The 15,627-nt window shown below is 64.5% G+C and carries 23 protein-coding genes; all 23 read right to left on the reverse strand.

Translation table 11 applies throughout. The features are described 5' to 3' along the window. Nucleotides 1-7 precede the first annotated feature (7 nt). The 23 genes from BN1133_RS13760 to sseB all read right to left on the reverse strand — a co-directional run bounded on the left by BN1133_RS13760 (nt 8) and on the right by sseB (nt 15,619). Nucleotides 8-1,036, reverse strand: a complete 1,029-nt coding sequence (locus BN1133_RS13760) for a TyeA family type III secretion system gatekeeper subunit (protein ID WP_050667082.1) — start codon at nt 1,034-1,036, stop codon at nt 8-10. A 23-nt stretch (nt 1,037-1,059) separates the two neighbouring features. Continuing rightward, nucleotides 1,060-1,722 carry a protein EsaK gene (locus BN1133_RS13765; protein ID WP_050667083.1) on the reverse strand — a complete coding sequence of 221 codons (663 nt, stop codon included), beginning with the start codon at nt 1,720-1,722 and terminating at the stop codon, nt 1,060-1,062. Further along, on the reverse strand, nt 1,719-2,267 hold the full coding sequence (locus tag BN1133_RS13770) for a type III secretion system domain-containing protein (RefSeq protein ID WP_021229302.1): 549 nt from the start codon (nt 2,265-2,267) through the stop codon (nt 1,719-1,721). Before BN1133_RS13770 ends, BN1133_RS13765 begins: the two co-directional genes overlap by 4 nt. Then, on the reverse strand, nt 2,264-2,989 hold the full coding sequence (gene sctJ, locus BN1133_RS13775) for a type III secretion system inner membrane ring lipoprotein SctJ (protein WP_050667084.1): 726 nt from the start codon (nt 2,987-2,989) through the stop codon (nt 2,264-2,266). Before sctJ ends, BN1133_RS13770 begins: the two co-directional genes overlap by 4 nt. Beyond that, nucleotides 2,986-3,246 carry a type III secretion system inner rod subunit SctI gene (sctI, locus tag BN1133_RS13780; protein ID WP_019840891.1) on the reverse strand — a complete coding sequence of 87 codons (261 nt, stop codon included), beginning with the start codon at nt 3,244-3,246 and terminating at the stop codon, nt 2,986-2,988. Before sctI ends, sctJ begins: the two co-directional genes overlap by 4 nt. Next, nucleotides 3,243-3,506 (reverse strand): EscG/YscG/SsaH family type III secretion system needle protein co-chaperone, encoded by a 264-nt coding sequence (locus BN1133_RS13785; protein ID WP_019840890.1) that lies wholly within the window; start codon nt 3,504-3,506, stop codon nt 3,243-3,245. Before BN1133_RS13785 ends, sctI begins: the two co-directional genes overlap by 4 nt. Nucleotides 3,507-3,510: 4 nt before the next feature. Further along, nucleotides 3,511-3,732, reverse strand: a complete 222-nt coding sequence (gene sctF, locus BN1133_RS13790) for a type III secretion system needle filament subunit SctF (RefSeq protein WP_005356746.1) — start codon at nt 3,730-3,732, stop codon at nt 3,511-3,513. Between the two features lie 9 nt (nt 3,733-3,741). Then, a complete protein-coding gene (locus BN1133_RS13795; protein WP_050667085.1) occupies nt 3,742-4,425 on the reverse strand; it encodes a helix-turn-helix domain-containing protein in 684 nt (227 codons plus the stop codon). A gap of 95 nt (nt 4,426-4,520) precedes the next feature. After that, entirely contained in the window at nt 4,521-4,760 is a 240-nt protein-coding gene (locus tag BN1133_RS13800; RefSeq protein WP_021229299.1) for an EscE/YscE/SsaE family type III secretion system needle protein co-chaperone, read from the reverse strand. Nucleotides 4,761-4,769: 9 nt separating this feature from the next. Continuing rightward, nucleotides 4,770-5,945 carry a type III secretion system inner membrane ring subunit SctD gene (sctD, locus tag BN1133_RS13805; RefSeq protein WP_050667086.1) on the reverse strand — a complete coding sequence of 392 codons (1,176 nt, stop codon included), beginning with the start codon at nt 5,943-5,945 and terminating at the stop codon, nt 4,770-4,772. A 7-nt stretch (nt 5,946-5,952) separates the two neighbouring features. Further along, entirely contained in the window at nt 5,953-7,431 is a 1,479-nt protein-coding gene (locus BN1133_RS13810) for an EscC/YscC/HrcC family type III secretion system outer membrane ring protein (RefSeq protein WP_019840887.1), read from the reverse strand. After that, nucleotides 7,428-7,829 carry a hypothetical protein gene (locus BN1133_RS13815; protein ID WP_021229297.1) on the reverse strand — a complete coding sequence of 134 codons (402 nt, stop codon included), beginning with the start codon at nt 7,827-7,829 and terminating at the stop codon, nt 7,428-7,430. Before BN1133_RS13815 ends, BN1133_RS13810 begins: the two co-directional genes overlap by 4 nt. A 92-nt stretch (nt 7,830-7,921) precedes the next feature. Further along, nucleotides 7,922-8,965 (reverse strand): hypothetical protein, encoded by a 1,044-nt coding sequence (locus tag BN1133_RS13820; protein ID WP_231686274.1) that lies wholly within the window; start codon nt 8,963-8,965, stop codon nt 7,922-7,924. A 12-nt stretch (nt 8,966-8,977) separates the two neighbouring features. Continuing rightward, nucleotides 8,978-9,466, reverse strand: coding sequence for a SycD/LcrH family type III secretion system chaperone (locus tag BN1133_RS13825; protein WP_050667087.1), 489 nt, complete (start codon nt 9,464-9,466; stop codon nt 8,978-8,980). Between the two features lie 102 nt (nt 9,467-9,568). After that, nucleotides 9,569-10,282: a hypothetical protein gene (locus BN1133_RS13830; RefSeq protein WP_231686275.1), complete on the reverse strand. Its 714-nt coding sequence runs from the start codon at nt 10,280-10,282 to the stop codon at nt 9,569-9,571. Nucleotides 10,283-10,311: 29 nt separating this feature from the next. Then, the gene (locus BN1133_RS13835) at nt 10,312-10,755 is read right to left on the reverse strand and encodes a CesT family type III secretion system chaperone (protein WP_050667088.1); all 444 of its coding nucleotides are present in this window, start codon (nt 10,753-10,755) and stop codon (nt 10,312-10,314) included. Beyond that, on the reverse strand, nt 10,739-11,350 hold the full coding sequence (locus BN1133_RS13840) for a GNAT family N-acetyltransferase (RefSeq protein ID WP_082178013.1): 612 nt from the start codon (nt 11,348-11,350) through the stop codon (nt 10,739-10,741). The genes BN1133_RS13835 and BN1133_RS13840 overlap by 17 nt, the downstream gene beginning before the upstream one ends. Then, complete coding sequence (gene sseE / locus BN1133_RS13845) at nt 11,326-11,709, reverse strand: type III secretion system effector protein SseE (RefSeq protein WP_019840879.1); 384 nt, start codon at nt 11,707-11,709, stop codon at nt 11,326-11,328. The genes BN1133_RS13840 and sseE overlap by 25 nt, the downstream gene beginning before the upstream one ends. Before the next feature lie 13 nt (nt 11,710-11,722). Continuing rightward, complete coding sequence (sseD, locus tag BN1133_RS13850) at nt 11,723-12,313, reverse strand: type III secretion system translocon protein SseD (RefSeq protein WP_005356779.1); 591 nt, start codon at nt 12,311-12,313, stop codon at nt 11,723-11,725. A gap of 16 nt (nt 12,314-12,329) precedes the next feature. Further along, the gene (locus BN1133_RS13855; RefSeq protein ID WP_050667090.1) at nt 12,330-13,760 is read right to left on the reverse strand and encodes a type III secretion system translocon protein; all 1,431 of its coding nucleotides are present in this window, start codon (nt 13,758-13,760) and stop codon (nt 12,330-12,332) included. After that, on the reverse strand, nt 13,757-14,224 hold the full coding sequence (locus tag BN1133_RS13860) for a SycD/LcrH family type III secretion system chaperone (RefSeq protein WP_019840876.1): 468 nt from the start codon (nt 14,222-14,224) through the stop codon (nt 13,757-13,759). The genes BN1133_RS13855 and BN1133_RS13860 overlap by 4 nt, the downstream gene beginning before the upstream one ends. A 10-nt stretch (nt 14,225-14,234) precedes the next feature. After that, a complete protein-coding gene (locus tag BN1133_RS13865; protein ID WP_050667091.1) occupies nt 14,235-15,011 on the reverse strand; it encodes a secretion protein EspA in 777 nt (258 codons plus the stop codon). 11 nt (nt 15,012-15,022) lie between these two features. After that, the gene (sseB, locus tag BN1133_RS13870; protein ID WP_021229289.1) at nt 15,023-15,619 is read right to left on the reverse strand and encodes a type III secretion system translocon protein SseB; all 597 of its coding nucleotides are present in this window, start codon (nt 15,617-15,619) and stop codon (nt 15,023-15,025) included. Nucleotides 15,620-15,627: the final 8 nt, after the last annotated feature.

Below are 15,627 nucleotides of genomic sequence, written 5' to 3' on the forward strand. Positions count from 1 at the left end.
GCGCTGCTTATTCGGCGTAACGATCGCGCAGGGTCCTGATCGCCTCATCGAGCTGATTGCGCTGCTCTGTGTCTCCGAAGCACTCGTCGGGGAGCAGCTGGATCAGCTTGCCCAGGGCGTGCAACAGCCGATAGTGCTCCAGCGGCGACTGGGGGGGCAGCATCTCCTCGAGGGAATCGGCGTTGACCCAGATCTGTTCGACAAGCTGCACCACCATGGCCATCAGCTCCTCTCCGCTAATGGCGGGCATGCCGAGCGCCGTGGCGGCCTGATCGCAGTAGGCTTCCAGCCCGAGCAGGCGAAGCAGCTGTCTGAGATCGCCGATCACGGCGGCCAGATGGCTGCCGACTATGGGTTGACCGCTGGCCGAGAGCTCATAGGCGATCAGACGCAGCAGGGTGCGGATCTTGCGTTGCCGCTGCCGCCGCTCCCCCAGTTGCCCCAGCCACTGGGAGAGTTTCTGGCGCGGGGCGCTGGCTCTTTGATAGAGGCGCACCAGCTCCTGGCGCAGACCGGGCGTCACGACCCCGAACTCGAGGGCACCAAACAGCGAGAGAGTCGTCTCCTCCTCTCCCATCAGGGAGGTCAGCGCCTGCTCCATGCGAGTGCGCAGTCGTCCGTCGGGCTTGCCGTGGGCGAGCCAGAGTGCCAGTTGCAGCGCCGCCGCACCGGGCTCGGGATGTTCGGCCTGAAGGGCCGCGAGGAGCTGGGGTGACTGCTGCCAGGCGCCGTCATCGAGCAAATCTTCCAGCTCGCTTGGCTCGACCAGGGCCACCTCGGCGACCAGCTTGTGCATCAGCACGCGGCTGCGCCCGCTCACCTCTTCCTCCTTGCTGCGGCGCATATCCTTGAGGCGTCCCCCCAGGGCAAAGCCGAGATCTTCCTGGGTCTCCTCCAGGGCGTCGCTTTGAAATTCCGAGAGCTCGGCCTGGGCCAGGGCGAGTACCGAGGGGGCATTGCTCTCATGGGGTGTCAGGGGCTGGGCCTGACTCTGGCTCTCGGTGGGGACCCGACCAATCAGATTGATGTTGAGCATATGGGCTCCTTGCGATGGGGCCGTCAGGCCTGTTGTCGGGTGGCGGGGGCGTCGATGAAGCGCGCGAGCACGCTCGCCTGTTGCACCGGATTGTCCAGATGGATGCGAACCAGTCCGTTATCCAGGATGGCTTGTCCCTCGCTTAAGTCGGGATCGGCCTGGAGCGTGACCTCGTTAACCTCGCCCCAGCTCGCGCTGGCGGCCCCCATGGCGGCAGGGGGGAGCAGCAGGGTGACTCTGCCACCGGGTAGCAGCTCGGTGACACGGCGCTCGATGCGGCGCAGCAGCAGCGCATTCTGATCCTGCTGCCCGAGCAACTCCTCCAGGGCTTGGGCGGTGAGGTGTCGCCACCGTTGGCTCACTTCACGGGCGATGAGCTGCTCCATCTCCTGCTCACCACAGAGCCACTGCACCGCCTCCTCGGCGGCACTGGCCCGGGCCGCCAGGGCCAACGCTTTGGCTTCACTCCTGGCGGCGTCGAGCAGGCGAGCCGCCTCTTCCCTGGCTTGGCCCAGGCAGACTTCCCCCTCGGCGCGCAGGGCCGCCGCCGCCTCATGGCCCTGAGCCAGGATCTCGTCCAGACGCTGGCGGGTCTGTTCCCGCTCGGCCAGCAGATCCTGCGTCAGTCGCTCCCGTGGGCAGGGCCCTGGCAGGGTTCCGATGACGAGATTCAGCGGATTGTTCATAGCCACCTCACGAGTTTTTGCAGCACAGGGATCGGGCACTCCCCGGGGGGCGGTTGCCCGCCGGGGGCAAGGAGCAACCGGCAGGCACGCAGGGCCGGATCCTGAGTGTGGGCGAGCCAGGCTGCCCCCAGGCCCATGGCCGTCTCTGGCAGCGCCTCGGGGTCGAGCTCGGGCAGGGGGCCACTGGGGAGCAGTGCCTGCAACTGACCCAGACTCAGGCCGTCGAGGCGCTTGGCCAGGCTCTCCCGATAGGGGCGCAGCAAGAGCAGGGCCCCTCCCTGCATGGCCCAGAGACCGAGGGCCAGCAACAGGGTCTCACGGCGCCCTTCCTGCAGCAGTTCGTCGGCGAGGGGGGTCAGCACAGGGGGCTTGCCCTCCAGCGCCAGCTGCTGGCGCAGCAGGCGGTCGAGATCCGGTCGGGTCAAGGGATAGCGCTCATAGGTGAAGCGCCACCTGTCGAGCCCTGTATGGGCCCACCAGGCGGGATCCATCACCTGACCCGGGCAGTGCCACAGGCGGTAGAAGGCTTGCAGGGAGGGGCTCATGCCGCCCTCCCGGTCCGGCGACGCCACCAGATGGCCAGGGTCGCCATCATCCCCAGCAGGGCGGTGGCTGCGGCGGCCCCCAGGGCCTGCCAGGGGAGCGTCTGCCCATAGAGGGTGAGGCCATGGGACGCCTGCTCGGGGGCGGCCGGGGGCTGATAGCGATATTCGGCCCGCTGCAGGGTGAGGCTGATGCGATCCGGGGTGAGGCCGGGTATGCCATTGCGGATCAGGGCACGGATCTCGGCCTCCCGCGCCGGCAGGTTGACCTCGGGGCTGTATTTGATGAAGACGGCGGCCGAGGAGGGGGCGGGGGGCTCACCCTCCTGGGATCTGGGCTCGGCCACCGACACCTCGGCGGTGATGACCCCGTCCATGCTCCCCAGCATCTTCTCGAGTTGCTGACTCTTGAGGTAGTTGAGCTTGGCCTCCTCCTGCTCGGGAGAGGAGACCAGCTGGCCGCTTGGGAAGAGATCCTGCATGGTCACGGTACGTCGGCGCGGCAGGCCGTTTTGCCGAAGCACCTCGACGGCATCCACGAAGCGATCCTGATCCACCCTCAGGGTAACCCCCTCCTTCTCGACACTCTTGTCGGCCGGGATCCGGTTGTAGATGAGCAGGGCCAGCATCTGGTTGGCCTCGGCCTCATCGAGTCGGGTATAGAGCTCGCTCTTGCAGCCTCCCAGCAGCGGCAGCACGCAGAGCATCAGCAGCACGGCTCTCATGACAGGTTCACCAGTTTGTTGATGGTCTGGCCGAGGGAGCCGGCTACCTTGGCGGTGAGGTCGACGCCGACGGCCAATTCGGTGAGGGCACTCTGGGCCCCCATCAGCCCGTTCGGCGAGTCGCTGGTCTGGGGGCTGTTGAGCAGGGCGGCGAAGCGCTGTTGGGTAGGCAAGTCGACCTCGGCAGGGTTGGGCTGGGCGAGCGGGGTGACCGGCGCCAGGGCCTGGGCGATGGCGTGAATGGCATCGATGGTCATGATCTTTTCTCCTCAGACGGGGGGGTGAGCAGGGCTCGCAGGGGCAGGCACTCCTCGGCCGGCAGGCAGGCGAGACGAGCGCTGGCGGCCCGGCGACGGCCCAAACCAAAGAGCAGGATGGCCTCGCATTGGGCCAGTTGAGCGGGGTCATCCAGCCAGTCGGGCAGGGCGGCCAGGATGTCGTGCAACTCGGCGCGCAGGCCGTGGTTGACGGCGGCAAAGCCGGCTTCGACGATGAGACGGGGAAGGGGATAGTTCATAGGGTCACCCTATTTTGCTGATGATGCCCATCATCATGTCTTTGACGGCCTTCATGACCGAGCTCTCGTAGCCGATCATGACCGAGTACTGCTGCATGGCGTACTGGGACCGCAACATGGCCTGGGGATCGTTGTTGATGTCGCTGGACGCCATGGCGGTCTGGGCATCGTTGGCGGTGCGCGAAACCTGGCTGCCCAGTTGGGCGACGATGGCATCGATGTTCATGGGCTCTCCTTAGGATTGTCTGGCCAGCGACTCGCTGGCATCACCGCGCCGTACTTCGCTCGGGGTCTGGCTGAAGTGGCGCCGAAAGCTGTCTGAGAAGTGGGCGGCATTACAAAAGCCCGACTCCAGCGCCACATCGATCACCTTCTTGGGGGTGGTTTCGAGCAGCGCCCTTGCGTGCTCCAGTCGCTGCTGTTGCAACCACTGTTTGGCGGACATGCCGAACTTCTCCCGAAACAGCTGGTTGAATTTGCGCTGGGAGAGGCCGAAGAGATCCGCATAGCGGGCCACCGGCCAGGGCTCCAGGCGATAGCGGTGCAGCATCTCGAAGAGGTCTGCATCGGCGGCGACCAGAGGACGCAGCAGTGCTGAGCAGCGGCGGCGATCCACCGTCAGGGCATAGGCCAGCACCAGGCGCAGCATCGCCTCGTCATCGGCCTGACCCAGCCGGATCAGGGTCTGCAGCAGGGCGGGCTCCATCGGAACTGGCAGGGCGGGTTGAGTGGAGGGGTGATCGCAACCGCCCTCCATCAGATGCTGCAGCTCCCGGCAGATGGGTTGCAGCCGCTGACCGCGGTAGCTAAAAAGGTGTCCCTCTTCGGGCACGGGGCCCGTGGTCAGCAACACGCCGGGCTCTTTGAGAGCGCTGCGGCTCTGCAAAGAGGGGACGAGCAGTAGGTGCAGAGTTGGCATGGTGTGCTCCTGTCTGGGATCCTGGATTCATCATGGGGCCGTCAGGGCATTCCCCCCATCAGGTCATCACCTGAATTGGCGCGGCTGACCCCATATCATCGACCCCGGGAAGCGCTGTGTTGGGCGCGCAGCCAGAGGGTCTCGATCACGGCGCGAGCCGCCAGGCAAGATTGGCGCTGACGCTCGAGGCGGGCGTACTCTTCCGGGGGCTGGGGTTGGCGCAGGGCCTGGGCCAGCTGGTGAGCTCCGGCCTCAAGCTGGTCGATCAACCGGTGTCTGAGCAGCCCCTGGGGGTCGTGGGCGAGGCGCTCTTCGAGGTGGGTCAGGGTATCCATGGAATCCTCTCAACTGTGCAAGGGAAGAAAAACGAGGCGCTGGCGGCCGGCCAGAGAGACGCCGTCTGGCGCCACGGCGACCACCCGCATCCCCTGCTTGACCGGCGTGCCGGGCAGCAGGCGCATGCCGTTGGTCAACTGCAGATAGGGAGCGCTGGCGTTGCCACCGATCCCCGCCATGGGGGAGGGCAGGTAGTCGAGCTCGGTCACGCTGCCGGCTGCGCCGATAAAGCGCAGAGGGCGTTCGGTTCGGCCCTGGTTGAGCCGCTCGAGCAGAGCCTCGAGCCGAACCTGCTGCTCGGGGTCAAGCTGTCCCGAGAGCAGCCAGGCGTGCTCGGTGCGTCGGGCGCTGAGGCCATCGAGCAGGCTGCCTTGTGACAGGGCCGTGATGAGGCTCTCCAGCTCCTGGGCTCCGTGATCCGATAGCTGCCAGCCGCGCAGCCCGGGTAGTTGATCCAGAGCCCGGGCCAGATCGCTGGTATCCCCCTGAAAGGCCCCGTCGATCTGTGCCTCTCCCTGGGGGTCAAGCGTGACCGTCATATCCGGATAGCCGTAGCTGGCCAGCAGGGCCTTGACCGAGCGCTGCAGATCGTCATCGCAGATGGCCTCCTGTTGCAGGCGAACGCCGGCCGCTTGCAGCCGTGCGGTGAGCGCCATCAGAGGGCGGCTGGCGCGGCAGCGGCCGCTCAATACCAGGGAGCCGTCGCCCTGCCAGTTCCCCTGCAGGCCGGGCTCGGCGGCCAGCGCTGCGGGCAGCCAGTCGCGGGGGGAGGGGGTCGCTATCGGTGGGGCGGGCCACAGCAGGGTAGCGGCCCCGGCCGAGAGCGCCAGGGTGGCCAGCAGAGCCCACAGGGGGAAGGTCTGCTTGCCGCGGCGGCGTGCGATAAGGGGCGCTGGGGGCTCCTCATCGGAGTGGGCCAGCACGAAGTGGACGCCGGCCAGGTCGATCCCCGCGTGGATCGGGAGCACCCCCTCACCCTGGCGGCGACCCGCGACCCAGCAGGGGGTATCGGAGCAGAGGGCGACGCCGCTCGGGGTCACCTCCAGCCTGGCCTGCTCGCCCCGCTCGAGAGGGAGCAGCAGGTCGCTCTCTGCGGCACCCAGGGTAAAGGGGCCGGGGGGAAGGCGGAGCTCCTGGCCCTGCAGGGGGCCGTTGAGCAGCTTGAGTTTGAAGCTGGTTTCCATGGCGACCTCACATCTGACGGGGTTCAGCCTTGATCAGAAAGAGACGGACCACGCTGTGCTCTTTCTGGGTGGTGCTGCGAAACAGAGCGCCGATGAGCGGCAGATCACCGAGCAGGGGGATCTTGCGTACCCCCTGGGTGTGCTCATCCTGTACGAAACCACCCAGCAGCAGGGCCTGACCGAGATTGAGGGTGGCCTGGGTGGCGATCTCCGCATTCTGGATCTGGGGCAGCGACTCGGTGCGGCTGATAGGTTCCCCCTGGCGACCATCTTCGATGTTGAGGGTGAGCAGCACCTTGTTACCGCTCGCCTCGTGAATGAGGCGAGGGGTGACCCGCATCAGGGCGCCGGCGGTGACCGACTCGAGCTTGGGGTTCTTCTCGCTCTCGAGCTTGGTATAGAAGGTGATGCTGCGATCGAGCACCGCCTGCACATTGTCCAGGGTCACCACGGAGGGGCGCGAGACGATGCGCGCCTTGGATTGCTGCTCCAGGGCGGAGAGACGAACCATGAAGTTGCCCGAGTTGGAGATGAGGGAGGAGAAGCTGTCGGAGCTCAGGCCACCGTTGTTGAAGCTGACGCTACCGCCACCTATGCGGGCCGAGGCGGACCAGTCTATCCCCAGCTCGTTGATGTCGCCGGCATCCACATCGATGATGGCCACCGAGATCTCTACCAGGGTCGGGCGCTGGTCAAGCTGGGGGATCAGGCTCTTGTAGAGCCCCATGTTCTGCTGGCGATCCCGCACCAGCACGGCGTTTTGACGCAGGTCGGCCGAGAAGGTGGGCAGGCCGCCGCCATCGGTGGGGACCGGGCTCTTGTTGTCGGGCAGGGGGAGGGAGCGCCCCTGGGCCATCTCCCGCAATACCGACACCACCCCGGGGACCACCACACTCTGATTGCGATAGCTGTAGCTGGTATCGCTGGCACTGGCGTATTTGAGGGGGAAGACGGCCACCGTCTCCTTGTTCTGCTCTTGATTAAGGTCCTGCTCGTCGAGCTGCTTGGCGAGGGTATTGACCTGGTTCAGGCAGGCCGGCACCCCGTTGACCTGCAGACTGTTGGAGCTGCCCACCTGGCGAACCTGGCAGGCGGCCCCGTCGAGCAGGCCACTGTGGCGCAGCAGGCGCGCCATGGCGCCACCGCTCAGGTAGGCCGGCGAGAGCACCGCCTGCTCCATCTCCTGAGCCTTGTAGACGTAGAGGGTGTTGCCATCGTAGTAGGGGAGCAGTTGGTAGAGACGGGCCAGCTCGCTTAATACCCGGCCCCGGGGCTGGTCTTGCAGCTCACCGGCATAGGCCTCGGTGATGCGCGGGCTAACCACCACAGGCAGCCCGGAGTTGGCCCCCAGATCCCGCAGCACAGAGGCGAGCGGGGTATTCTGGCTTGAGACGAAGTAGGGGGCACCCCGCCAGGGGATCGGCTGGGCCAGGGTCTGGGCGCAGAAGAGCCCGGTCCAGAGCAGGTGTAGAGCCTTGTGTTTCATGCAAACCTCCCGATGAAGGGGCGTGGTGGGGGCGAAGTGCGGGCCGCGGGGACCAGCAGTGCCGCCATGGCCAGTTGTTGCTTCAAAAGCAGCGCCAGCTCCACCTCGGTCAAGATCGCCGGATAGCGCCGTAGCAGCCATAGCACCCCCTCCTCCATATAAAGGGCGTCGTCACACGCCTCTGGCGTCGCCGCCAGCAGCAGGCAGGCCTGACGGGCTTGCTCGGGTGGCCAGGTCAGCGTCATGGCGATGCAGGGGCCGGTGGCAAAGTCGCGCCCCTTGAGGCGCCGTCCTTGCAGGGTGCCGGTGAGAGTCCGGTTACCCTGACTCCAGACGGGATTCGCTATCATCCTGGCCAGCCGCTGCAGGGCTTGTGGGGGAGTGAGGTCTCTGTTCATGGGATCATGATGGGAGGCAGGGGCCCCTTTTCGTATCGGGTGCACACCTGAATTGAGGCGAGAAAAAGGCCGCGCATGGCGCGGCCTCGGGATCAGGCAAAGCTAAAGCTGTGTCGCCGCTCCAGCGGGGCCTGCTGATTGGGCAGGCCGTTTCTCAGTGCCTGCTCCAACAGCCCCTTCAGCCTGGTGACCTCCTGGGCAAACTGGGCCGCCTCCTGGGTTTTCACTGCCAGGTTATCGCTGACCTGGTGGAGTTGTTGCCGAGTCTCTGCAAGCGCCTTGTCTTGCTGTTTGATGGTTTTTTGGGTCTGGTCGAGCTGATCCTGCAGGCCGAATTTTTGCCGCAGCTCTTCACCCCGCTGGGCGCGTGCCTGATCCAGCTTGGGCTGCAGTTGATCGACGGCTTTTTTCTGTCCCTCAAGCTCACGCCCCGTGAGGGCCTGGGCATGCTGCTGGGCTCCCTTTCGGGCTGCGTCGGCACTGACCAGACCCGCAACCGTCTCGACGCCCACCTTGCCTACTGTGATGGCTGGCATGGCATGGGCGAGGGCGGCCGGGGCGGCAACAGGCAGGAAACCACCGATGGCGACCGTGCCGACGGCCAGGGCTCCGCGGGTCAGCAAAGAGGTCACATTGGCAATCTGCTTGGCTTTTTCGTCCGAGGCGCCACAGCGTTTGCCCAGCCAGTGGATGGCATTGCCCAGGACATCTCCCCCCATGGCGAGTCCTTCTCCCCCCTGCTTCTTGCTCTGCCAATCCTTGTAGGCACAGGCCACATCGCCCACCGCCATGGCAAAACCGACGCCGGCCAGTGCCAGCAGTGGGATGCCGGCGCCGCCGGTGAGACCGGTCACCAGGGCGGCGGCTACCAATACGGCGCTGGCGGCGACCAGGGTCAACACCTTGGCGACAAAGCTGCGCTTGGCCATATCGACCCCGCACTGCTTGGCTGCGCTATCGGCAACCTTGGCTTTTTCTTCCAGGGTCGATGCCTTGAGTTCGTCACCCGACGGACCGGTATGGCTGAGGGTGATACCCATATCGTCAGCCGACAGGCGGCGATTGGCCGGCTCATGGGGGAGACGGTCGCTATGATCGACATGGGAGAGGGATAGGGAACGGCTAATGTGTTCCATCGTTGGCTCCTGTTAGTGATTAAGGCTGGCCAGCTGGATTTCTGCCCGCTGGCGCAGCGCGTCGTAGCGCGGGTCCTGCTCTGCCTGCCCGAAGCAGAGGGCGATGACCGCATCGAGGGCATCGCGGGCCGCATCAGTTTCACCGAGTGCCTGCAGGCACTCGGCAATATGGAAAGGGGCGAAGGGATCATTGGCCTGCATCGCCAGGGTCTGGGAGAAGAGCGTCAGGGCATGGCGATACTCTCCCTGCTCCTTGAGGGCGCAGGCGAAGGCAAAGGGAAAGCGGCGATCCAGAGGTTGTTGCAGGGCGAGAAAGGCGAAGAGCTCGGTCGCCTCATCACACTCGCCCCGATTCCAGGCGTGATAGGCGCGCTCAAAGAGGCGCTCAAGCTCATCAGGAGTCGTCTGGTTGAGGGTCGCCAGGGTGGTGTTACCCTCCAGCAGTGCGAGGCAGTGCCGGAGTATGGTGTCGGTCTGTTCCTGCCGATCTGACGGGTTCATGGTAAGCGTCTCCTCAGGATGGTGGTGCCCATCCTAATCACTTTGGCCGGGCACCCTTTTGGCAAAATGGCGTTTTCTTTCTGGTTTACGCCTTTGGCCGCGTTATTTCAGGAGCGTCTGATAGACGCTGTTAATGGAGTCATAACCGGCACTGTGGTAGGCCGCGTGTACACCAAACACGGCGTCTTGCAGAGCGTGGTTGCTGATGTCGTATCCCTGTCGGGAGAGGTTGTCCAAGAGGATGCCCAGTTGTTTGATCCCCTCCCTGTGGTAATCACTCTTGACGAAGCCTGATGTGAGACGGTTGACGGCATCGGCGATGGCCTTGTTGTCAGGGTTGGCGGTTGGGGGGCCCGGTTGTATCGCCACAAAGGCAGCCTGATGTTTGTCTCTTTGGTAGCGGGCATCTCTCAGGGCGCGCTCCTCATCGTCACTACGGGGTGGCAGAGGGGGAAAGATCTGGTCAAAGGTCTGTTGCCGCTGCGTCTGCGGGTTGGGTTGGAGGGGCTGAACCTGCTGCAGGGCGGGCGGCGACAGGGGTTGTTGGCGCTGTGGTTGGGGCAACTGGCTTTGGATGTAGGTGGCCAGCGCCCGGGAGGTCTTGCCGTCACTAGAGCCTTTACCGAACAGATAGTTGCGGCTGACGTCTGCGTGATACTGCGCATCCGCACCCTGACTGATGGTGACGTTATAGGTGTGTGAAAAACCGTTGTTACCCTTGGCGCCAAGGGTAAAGGTGGCGGGCATCTGCTGGTGTTGCAGTGTTGCGAGCTGTTGGCTCAGTTGGGCACGTGCTGATTGGGAAAGAGACTCCATGATGCACCTCTCGGTTGTCAGTAAAAGGGTTAAGCCATCAGGCCATGAATAAAGGGGCTTTGGTTGGGCGCGAGAGGGATGCTTGTCGCCTCGAGCAACCGCGAGTCCCACTGCTCGGCGAGATCAAGCATGGAGGCCATCTCGTCGGCTAACAGGATGGGCGTGCGAAGATCTCGCGTCCGGTAGAGGGTCAGGCGATCGCTGTCGGGATAGATGCCGATGCCATCACCGCCACGCATCGGCTCGAGGGCCTGATGAGCCAGATGCACAAAGAGGGGGCGAGTCAGCACATCGGGCAGCGGCTGACTACAGCGCACCGTCAGGTGAAGCCTCATCCCGTCGGGATCCCTCAGCACGGTGACGAGATAGGTGGTGCCATCGTCCCGTTCCAGGGTCAGGGTTTCGACGCCACTGTGTTCGAAGCGGGTGTGGATCCCCATGTTTGCGAGCTGCTGATCAATATCGGTATTCATCGATGGCTCCTTGGGTCAGTAACCAGTGTTCGCCTGGCACTCTCTGAGTCGGGTCATCGCACAAGAGGCCATAGGCACAGATGTCATGGTGACCTTGCTCATTACGAAACAGCCCGCGCAAGGTCCCCTCATGGCGAAAACCGAGCCGCTCGAGCAGGCGCCGAGAGCGGTGGTTGTCGGCCTGAACCCAGCTTTGGACCCGGTGCAGGGGATGGCCCAGGGCACCGGCAAACAGGGATGGCAGCAGGCCTGAGAGGCAGTTTTGCATCAGCCCCTCTCCCCACAGGCGTGGGGAGAGGGCATAGCCCAGGGTGATGATGCCAGCCCCTTGCTCCCAGTCGGTCAGACGCACGACACCGCACAGGGCGCTCTCCCCCTCCTGGCGCAGGGCACTGATCCGGCCCTGCCCGGCGGGAAGGGCCAAGGCGTTGTCGAACCAGCGCCGGGCTGCGCTCTCCTCCATCCGGGCGGGGAGCCCGGTGAGCAGGGCAACCCTGGGGTCGGCGTAGAGCGCCCGATAGGCCGGGTAGTCCGCTTCCACCAGGGTGTCCGGGTAGAGGGGGCGGCGGCTCAATGACAGCGGTAGCGCAGCCATAGCTCGTCGTCCAGTCGCACCGGTTGCGCCCCCTCGGCCAGCATCAGTTCACTCAGGCGTCGCCGGGCCAGATCGAGTTGCCGATCGTGGGAGGCCGGCAGGATCATGGCGTCGATATAGCGCAGGAGTGGCACCGAACGAGTCAGGCGGCGCAGCAGGGTCATCAGGGCCAGCACGGCCTGGCCGTCGCTCTCGCGGGCGGCAAAGTCGCACAGGATGAGACGCTCACCTTCCTGGCGGTAGACCAGCTGGAAGCGGGGCGTCTCGATCCGTTGCCCGGCCAGAAAGTCGCTGCCGAGGAAGTGCTCCGGGGCCGGGTGCAGCCCCTGGGTCTGCATAAAGCGGGTGACATCATCCATCTTCTTCTCTCCCTTAGGACATGCGCACGCTGCTGGAGAGGCGCTCATGGGCCTGGGTCAGGGTCGTCAGGATCTCGCGCAGGTCGCTGGAGACCTTAAGCGCCTTGTCCAGTGTCTCGTCGGCGCGCTTGAGTTGCTGCTCGGCCAGACCATGCTGGTAGTCGGCCAGGGCCTGCCCCTCCTGGGCCTCGCGGCTGGCCTGATTACCAAAGCTGACGCCGGCAATCCCCTGGGCGATGCTGTCGATCCCGTGACCGACCCCACCGATGCCACTCAACCCCTCGGACTTGGCACTCAGAGCCCCAAACACCCCCTGGGCAACACCGCCGACAATCTGGGCGATGGCCTGGGATTGCTTGGCATCAAAGTCTTTCTCGATGGCATCGAGTCGGGTATTGAACGAGGTCTTCTGCATCTGGAAGGCGTTGTTTTGTTGGGTCTGCTGGTACTGGCGCAAGACGTCGCGCAGCTTGCCAAAGAGTTGCCCCAGCTGAACCATCAGCTCGTTGAGTTGGCCGATGGCATCCCCCCCCTGATCCCCGGGGGTGGAGGTCAGGGTGCTCAGAGAGCCGACGGCGCTGGTGCTGTTATCGATGGTGTTCATGTTACTCTCCTTTGTCTCAGGCGATATTGGCGGCAATGCTGCTGAGCATGGCGCCGGTCTTGAGCTGGGCATCGGATCCGGCAGAGAGGGCCTTGCCGGCTCCGTCCATCAGGTTGCCGATATCCTCTTTGGCCCGTTTCTTGATTTTTTCGAACTCGTCGAGCATGAACTGCATGAAACTGCTCTCGTTGATCAGCTCCTGCACTATCTTCTGCAGCTCGGCCCGCTCCTTGGCGATCTCGCCCTGGAATACTCCATTGGCACCTTGCACACTGGCGCGGGTGACGGCCTTGGCGATATTGGGGGCACTCTTGAGGCTGGCGGAGACGGCGGCGTGAATCACGGCCCGCTGCACCTCCTTGACCACCTGTTTGGTGAGCTCCTCGGCCGTGGCTTTGGCGCCCGACTCCATCGCCTTCTTGGCGGCGGTCTCGACAGCCTTGGTGACCATCTGTTCGATGGCCTGTTTGCTAAAGGCCTCCAGCAGGTGTCCCTGTCCCAGGAAACGGGTGGTCTGCTCGGCGATGTTCTTGGCCACCTGCTCGGAGACCTGCTCTGCCACCTGCTTGCCCACTTCGGCGGCGGCGGTCTTGACGGCGGCCTCGCTGCCCTGGGCGACGGCCGTGTGGACGGCTTGTCCCGCGGCGCCCCCCATCACCGTCTCCGAGGTCTTGGCTATTGACTTGGCGGCCATGACGCCACGGCCGACGCTCACCAGATCCACCATCATGCCGGCGATCTCGAAGGCGAGTTGAACCTTGCCGGCCACATCGGCGATCGCCTTGTACTTGTCGGCGTTGGCGGTATCGATGAGGGCCAGGGTCTCGCACGCCGCCTTGACCAGACCGGCGCAGCCGGCCGCCAGATCCATGGCTCCCCCGGCGTAGTCGCCGACGACCAGCTTGGCGACACCGCTGATCACCTCGGCGACCGAGACAATCCAGTCGACGATGGCGGAGAAGATGCCGGCCTTGTGCGCCTTCTGTTGATCCTCTATGGCCTTGTCGACCTGCTTGCGCAGGTCCTCGTTTTGGCGCAGGCGCAGGTTCTCGGCCCCCTGGGTGCGGATCTCCAGCGCCAGGGACTTGAGGTTGGCGTTGTCACCGAGGGATTTCACCCCCAGCAGTGCCGCCGCCAGGCTCATCGCCTCCATCGGCGTGCGCTCGATATCGGCCAGGGTGATGGGTTTGCCATCGACCCGGGGACCAAAGGCCTCCAGGATGCGGTTCAGTGCTCCTTCGGCCAGGCGCAGGGTCACCGGCTGGCGGGGAGGCGGTGGCGCATTGAGGGGGTCACCACGGCCATGCTCCCGCTTGGGAAGCGGTGGTGCCAGGGGATCGAGGGCGCCGGCGCCGACCGGCGGCTGGCTGGCTGTCGGTGGCTCCAGCCCCTGCGGGTTGACCCCGAGCGGGGCGTTGCCATAGCGGGTCTCGGTGATGCTGTTCATGGCTGAACCTCCTGTACCAGAGCCGAGAGTTGGCGCTGGATCTCGCCCTTGATAACGAGGTGTTGCGGCTTGTCGGCGCACCACTTGAGCGCCGCCTGGAAGGCCTTGGCCGCCTGCTCCGGTTGGGCACTCTGGCGATAACTGAGGCCGGCCAGGTAAGGGGGCTTGGGATCGTCGAGCCTGAGCAGTCCCGCCTGACCGAAGCAAAAGAGGGCCTGATCGTGCTCCTCGAGGCGCTGACAGCAGAGCCCCAGTGCCAACCAGTAGTCGTATTGCCAGTGGGAGAGGCGCGAGAGCAGCATGTAAAAGCGCTTGGCCCCGGCATAATCCCCCGCCTCAAACAGCTGGCAGGCGTAGGCATAGACATGGTCCAGGTCGACCGGATCCAGATTGATCAAGGCCTGCAGCGTCCCCCCCTGATGGAGAAAGTCGCGCACCGTGGCCAGATCGTCTTGTTCTGTCATCTCATCCTCCTTAGCGGATGTTCTGGGCGATGGACTTGTTCATCTCGGCCAGCAGGGTCTGCATGCTGTTCACCAGGCTGACGCAGACGTTGTAGGACTGCATGGTCTTCTGGATCTGGAGCTGAGCCTGGGTGACAAAGTCGGAGCAGCGGCCGGAGTCGGTTTCGAGCGCCCCCTTGATCATGTCCAGCTGGCCCTTGTCGAGTTTTACCTGGCCCGGATTGGCCATCTCCCGGTCGTAGATGTAACTCAGGGCCTGGCGCCAGACGGTTCCTTGCCACTTGTCGCGAACAAAGGGGAGGTTGCGCAGCTCGTCGGGTGAAGCACGCTCGGCCCAGTCGGGCAGATCAAAGGCATCACTGGCACGGCAACCGGGGATGTAATCATCCGGACGGGTACGCTCAACCTGGGCACGCAGCCAGCCATCGATATCGCTGGTGGAGTTCTTGCCGTCGTTTTGCACCGTGATGGCGATATGGTGGTCGCGCAGGTACTGGACGACGTCGGGCGGCAGTGCGGCCTTGTCGTCGGCCTTGGCCAGTTTGGAGAGGATGGCATCGACCTGGTTGGCGGCCTGCTGGGAGTCCCGTGCGCGGTCGGCCTTGGCACTCATCTGGTCGTAGCGGACCTGGGCGAGATCCGAAAAGAGGGTCATGAACTTGTAGAGGACGCTGATCCCCTCGGACATCAGGTTGTCTCCCTCCCCGGCCTTGCGATCCACGTAGGCGTCGTAGTCGGGGCTGGCGGCAACGGCCGCAGTGCTGGAAAAATGGGTGGCAATGCTCATGATGTGGCCTCTTAACGGATGTTCTGGGCGATGGACTTGTTCATCTCGGCCAGCAGGGTCTGCATGCTGTTGATGAGGCTGACGCAGACGTTGTAGGACTGCATGGTCTTCTGGATCTGGAGCTGGGCCTGGGTGACAAAGTCGGAGCAGCGGCCGGAGTCGGTTTCGAGCGCGCCCTTGATCACGTCCAGCTGACCCTTGTCGAGCCCCTTGCCATCCGGGTGGCCGATGCTCTTGAGATAGCTGTCGATATCGCTGGTGGAGTTTTTGCCATCGTTTTGCACCGTGATGGCGATATGGTGATCGCGCAGGTACTGGATCACCTCGGGGGAAAGGTCTCCCTTGTCATCGGCCTTGGCCAGTCTGGAGATGATGGAGTCGACCTGATTGGCGGCCTGTTGGGAGTCCCGGGCACGGTCGGCCTTGGCGCTCATCTGGTCATATTTACCCTGGGCCAGGTCCGAGAACAGGGTCATGAATTTATAGAGGACGCTGATCCCCTCGGACATCAGGTTGTCACCCTGGCCGGACTTGCGGTCCAGGTAGGCGTCATAGTCGGGAGAGGAAGTAACAGCAGAGGCGGTAGAGAAATTAGTGGCGAAGCTCATGATGATCT

The sequence above is a fragment of the Aeromonas schubertii genome (assembly GCF_000820105.1).
GTDB lineage: Bacteria > Pseudomonadota > Gammaproteobacteria > Enterobacterales > Aeromonadaceae > Aeromonas > Aeromonas schubertii.

Excerpts from the sequence above, each read along its gene's own strand:
- BN1133_RS13865 (WP_050667091.1), bottom strand. The coding sequence starts at position 15,011 with ATGAGCATTGCCACCCATTTTTCCAGCACTGCGGCCGTTGCCGCCAGC.
- BN1133_RS13835 (WP_050667088.1), bottom strand. The coding sequence starts at position 10,755 with ATGAATACCGATATTGATCAGCAGCTCGCAAACATGGGGATCCACACC.
- BN1133_RS13810 (WP_019840887.1), bottom strand. The coding sequence starts at position 7,431 with ATGAAACACAAGGCTCTACACCTGCTCTGGACCGGGCTCTTCTGCGCC.
- BN1133_RS13770 (WP_021229302.1), bottom strand. The coding sequence starts at position 2,267 with ATGAGCCCCTCCCTGCAAGCCTTCTACCGCCTGTGGCACTGCCCGGGT.
- BN1133_RS13840 (WP_082178013.1), bottom strand. The coding sequence starts at position 11,350 with ATGGCTGCGCTACCGCTGTCATTGAGCCGCCGCCCCCTCTACCCGGAC.
- sctI (WP_019840891.1), bottom strand. The coding sequence starts at position 3,246 with ATGACCATCGATGCCATTCACGCCATCGCCCAGGCCCTGGCGCCGGTC.
- BN1133_RS13765 (WP_050667083.1), bottom strand. The coding sequence starts at position 1,722 with ATGAACAATCCGCTGAATCTCGTCATCGGAACCCTGCCAGGGCCCTGC.
- BN1133_RS13760 (WP_050667082.1), bottom strand. The coding sequence starts at position 1,036 with ATGCTCAACATCAATCTGATTGGTCGGGTCCCCACCGAGAGCCAGAGT.
- BN1133_RS13815 (WP_021229297.1), bottom strand. The coding sequence starts at position 7,829 with ATGAACAGAGACCTCACTCCCCCACAAGCCCTGCAGCGGCTGGCCAGG.
- BN1133_RS13785 (WP_019840890.1), bottom strand. The coding sequence starts at position 3,506 with ATGAACTATCCCCTTCCCCGTCTCATCGTCGAAGCCGGCTTTGCCGCC.
- BN1133_RS13860 (WP_019840876.1), bottom strand. The coding sequence starts at position 14,224 with ATGACAGAACAAGACGATCTGGCCACGGTGCGCGACTTTCTCCATCAG.
- BN1133_RS13820 (WP_231686274.1), bottom strand. The coding sequence starts at position 8,965 with ATGGAACACATTAGCCGTTCCCTATCCCTCTCCCATGTCGATCATAGC.
- BN1133_RS13795 (WP_050667085.1), bottom strand. The coding sequence starts at position 4,425 with ATGCCAACTCTGCACCTACTGCTCGTCCCCTCTTTGCAGAGCCGCAGC.
- BN1133_RS13825 (WP_050667087.1), bottom strand. The coding sequence starts at position 9,466 with ATGAACCCGTCAGATCGGCAGGAACAGACCGACACCATACTCCGGCAC.
- BN1133_RS13855 (WP_050667090.1), bottom strand. The coding sequence starts at position 13,760 with ATGAACAGCATCACCGAGACCCGCTATGGCAACGCCCCGCTCGGGGTC.
- sctJ (WP_050667084.1), bottom strand. The coding sequence starts at position 2,989 with ATGAGAGCCGTGCTGCTGATGCTCTGCGTGCTGCCGCTGCTGGGAGGC.
- BN1133_RS13830 (WP_231686275.1), bottom strand. The coding sequence starts at position 10,282 with ATGGAGTCTCTTTCCCAATCAGCACGTGCCCAACTGAGCCAACAGCTC.
- sseB (WP_021229289.1), bottom strand. The coding sequence starts at position 15,619 with ATGAGCTTCGCCACTAATTTCTCTACCGCCTCTGCTGTTACTTCCTCT.
- sctF (WP_005356746.1), bottom strand. The coding sequence starts at position 3,732 with ATGAACATCGATGCCATCGTCGCCCAACTGGGCAGCCAGGTTTCGCGC.
- sseD (WP_005356779.1), bottom strand. The coding sequence starts at position 12,313 with ATGAACACCATCGATAACAGCACCAGCGCCGTCGGCTCTCTGAGCACC.
- sctD (WP_050667086.1), bottom strand. The coding sequence starts at position 5,945 with ATGGAAACCAGCTTCAAACTCAAGCTGCTCAACGGCCCCCTGCAGGGC.
- BN1133_RS13800 (WP_021229299.1), bottom strand. The coding sequence starts at position 4,760 with ATGGATACCCTGACCCACCTCGAAGAGCGCCTCGCCCACGACCCCCAG.
- sseE (WP_019840879.1), bottom strand. The coding sequence starts at position 11,709 with ATGGATGATGTCACCCGCTTTATGCAGACCCAGGGGCTGCACCCGGCC.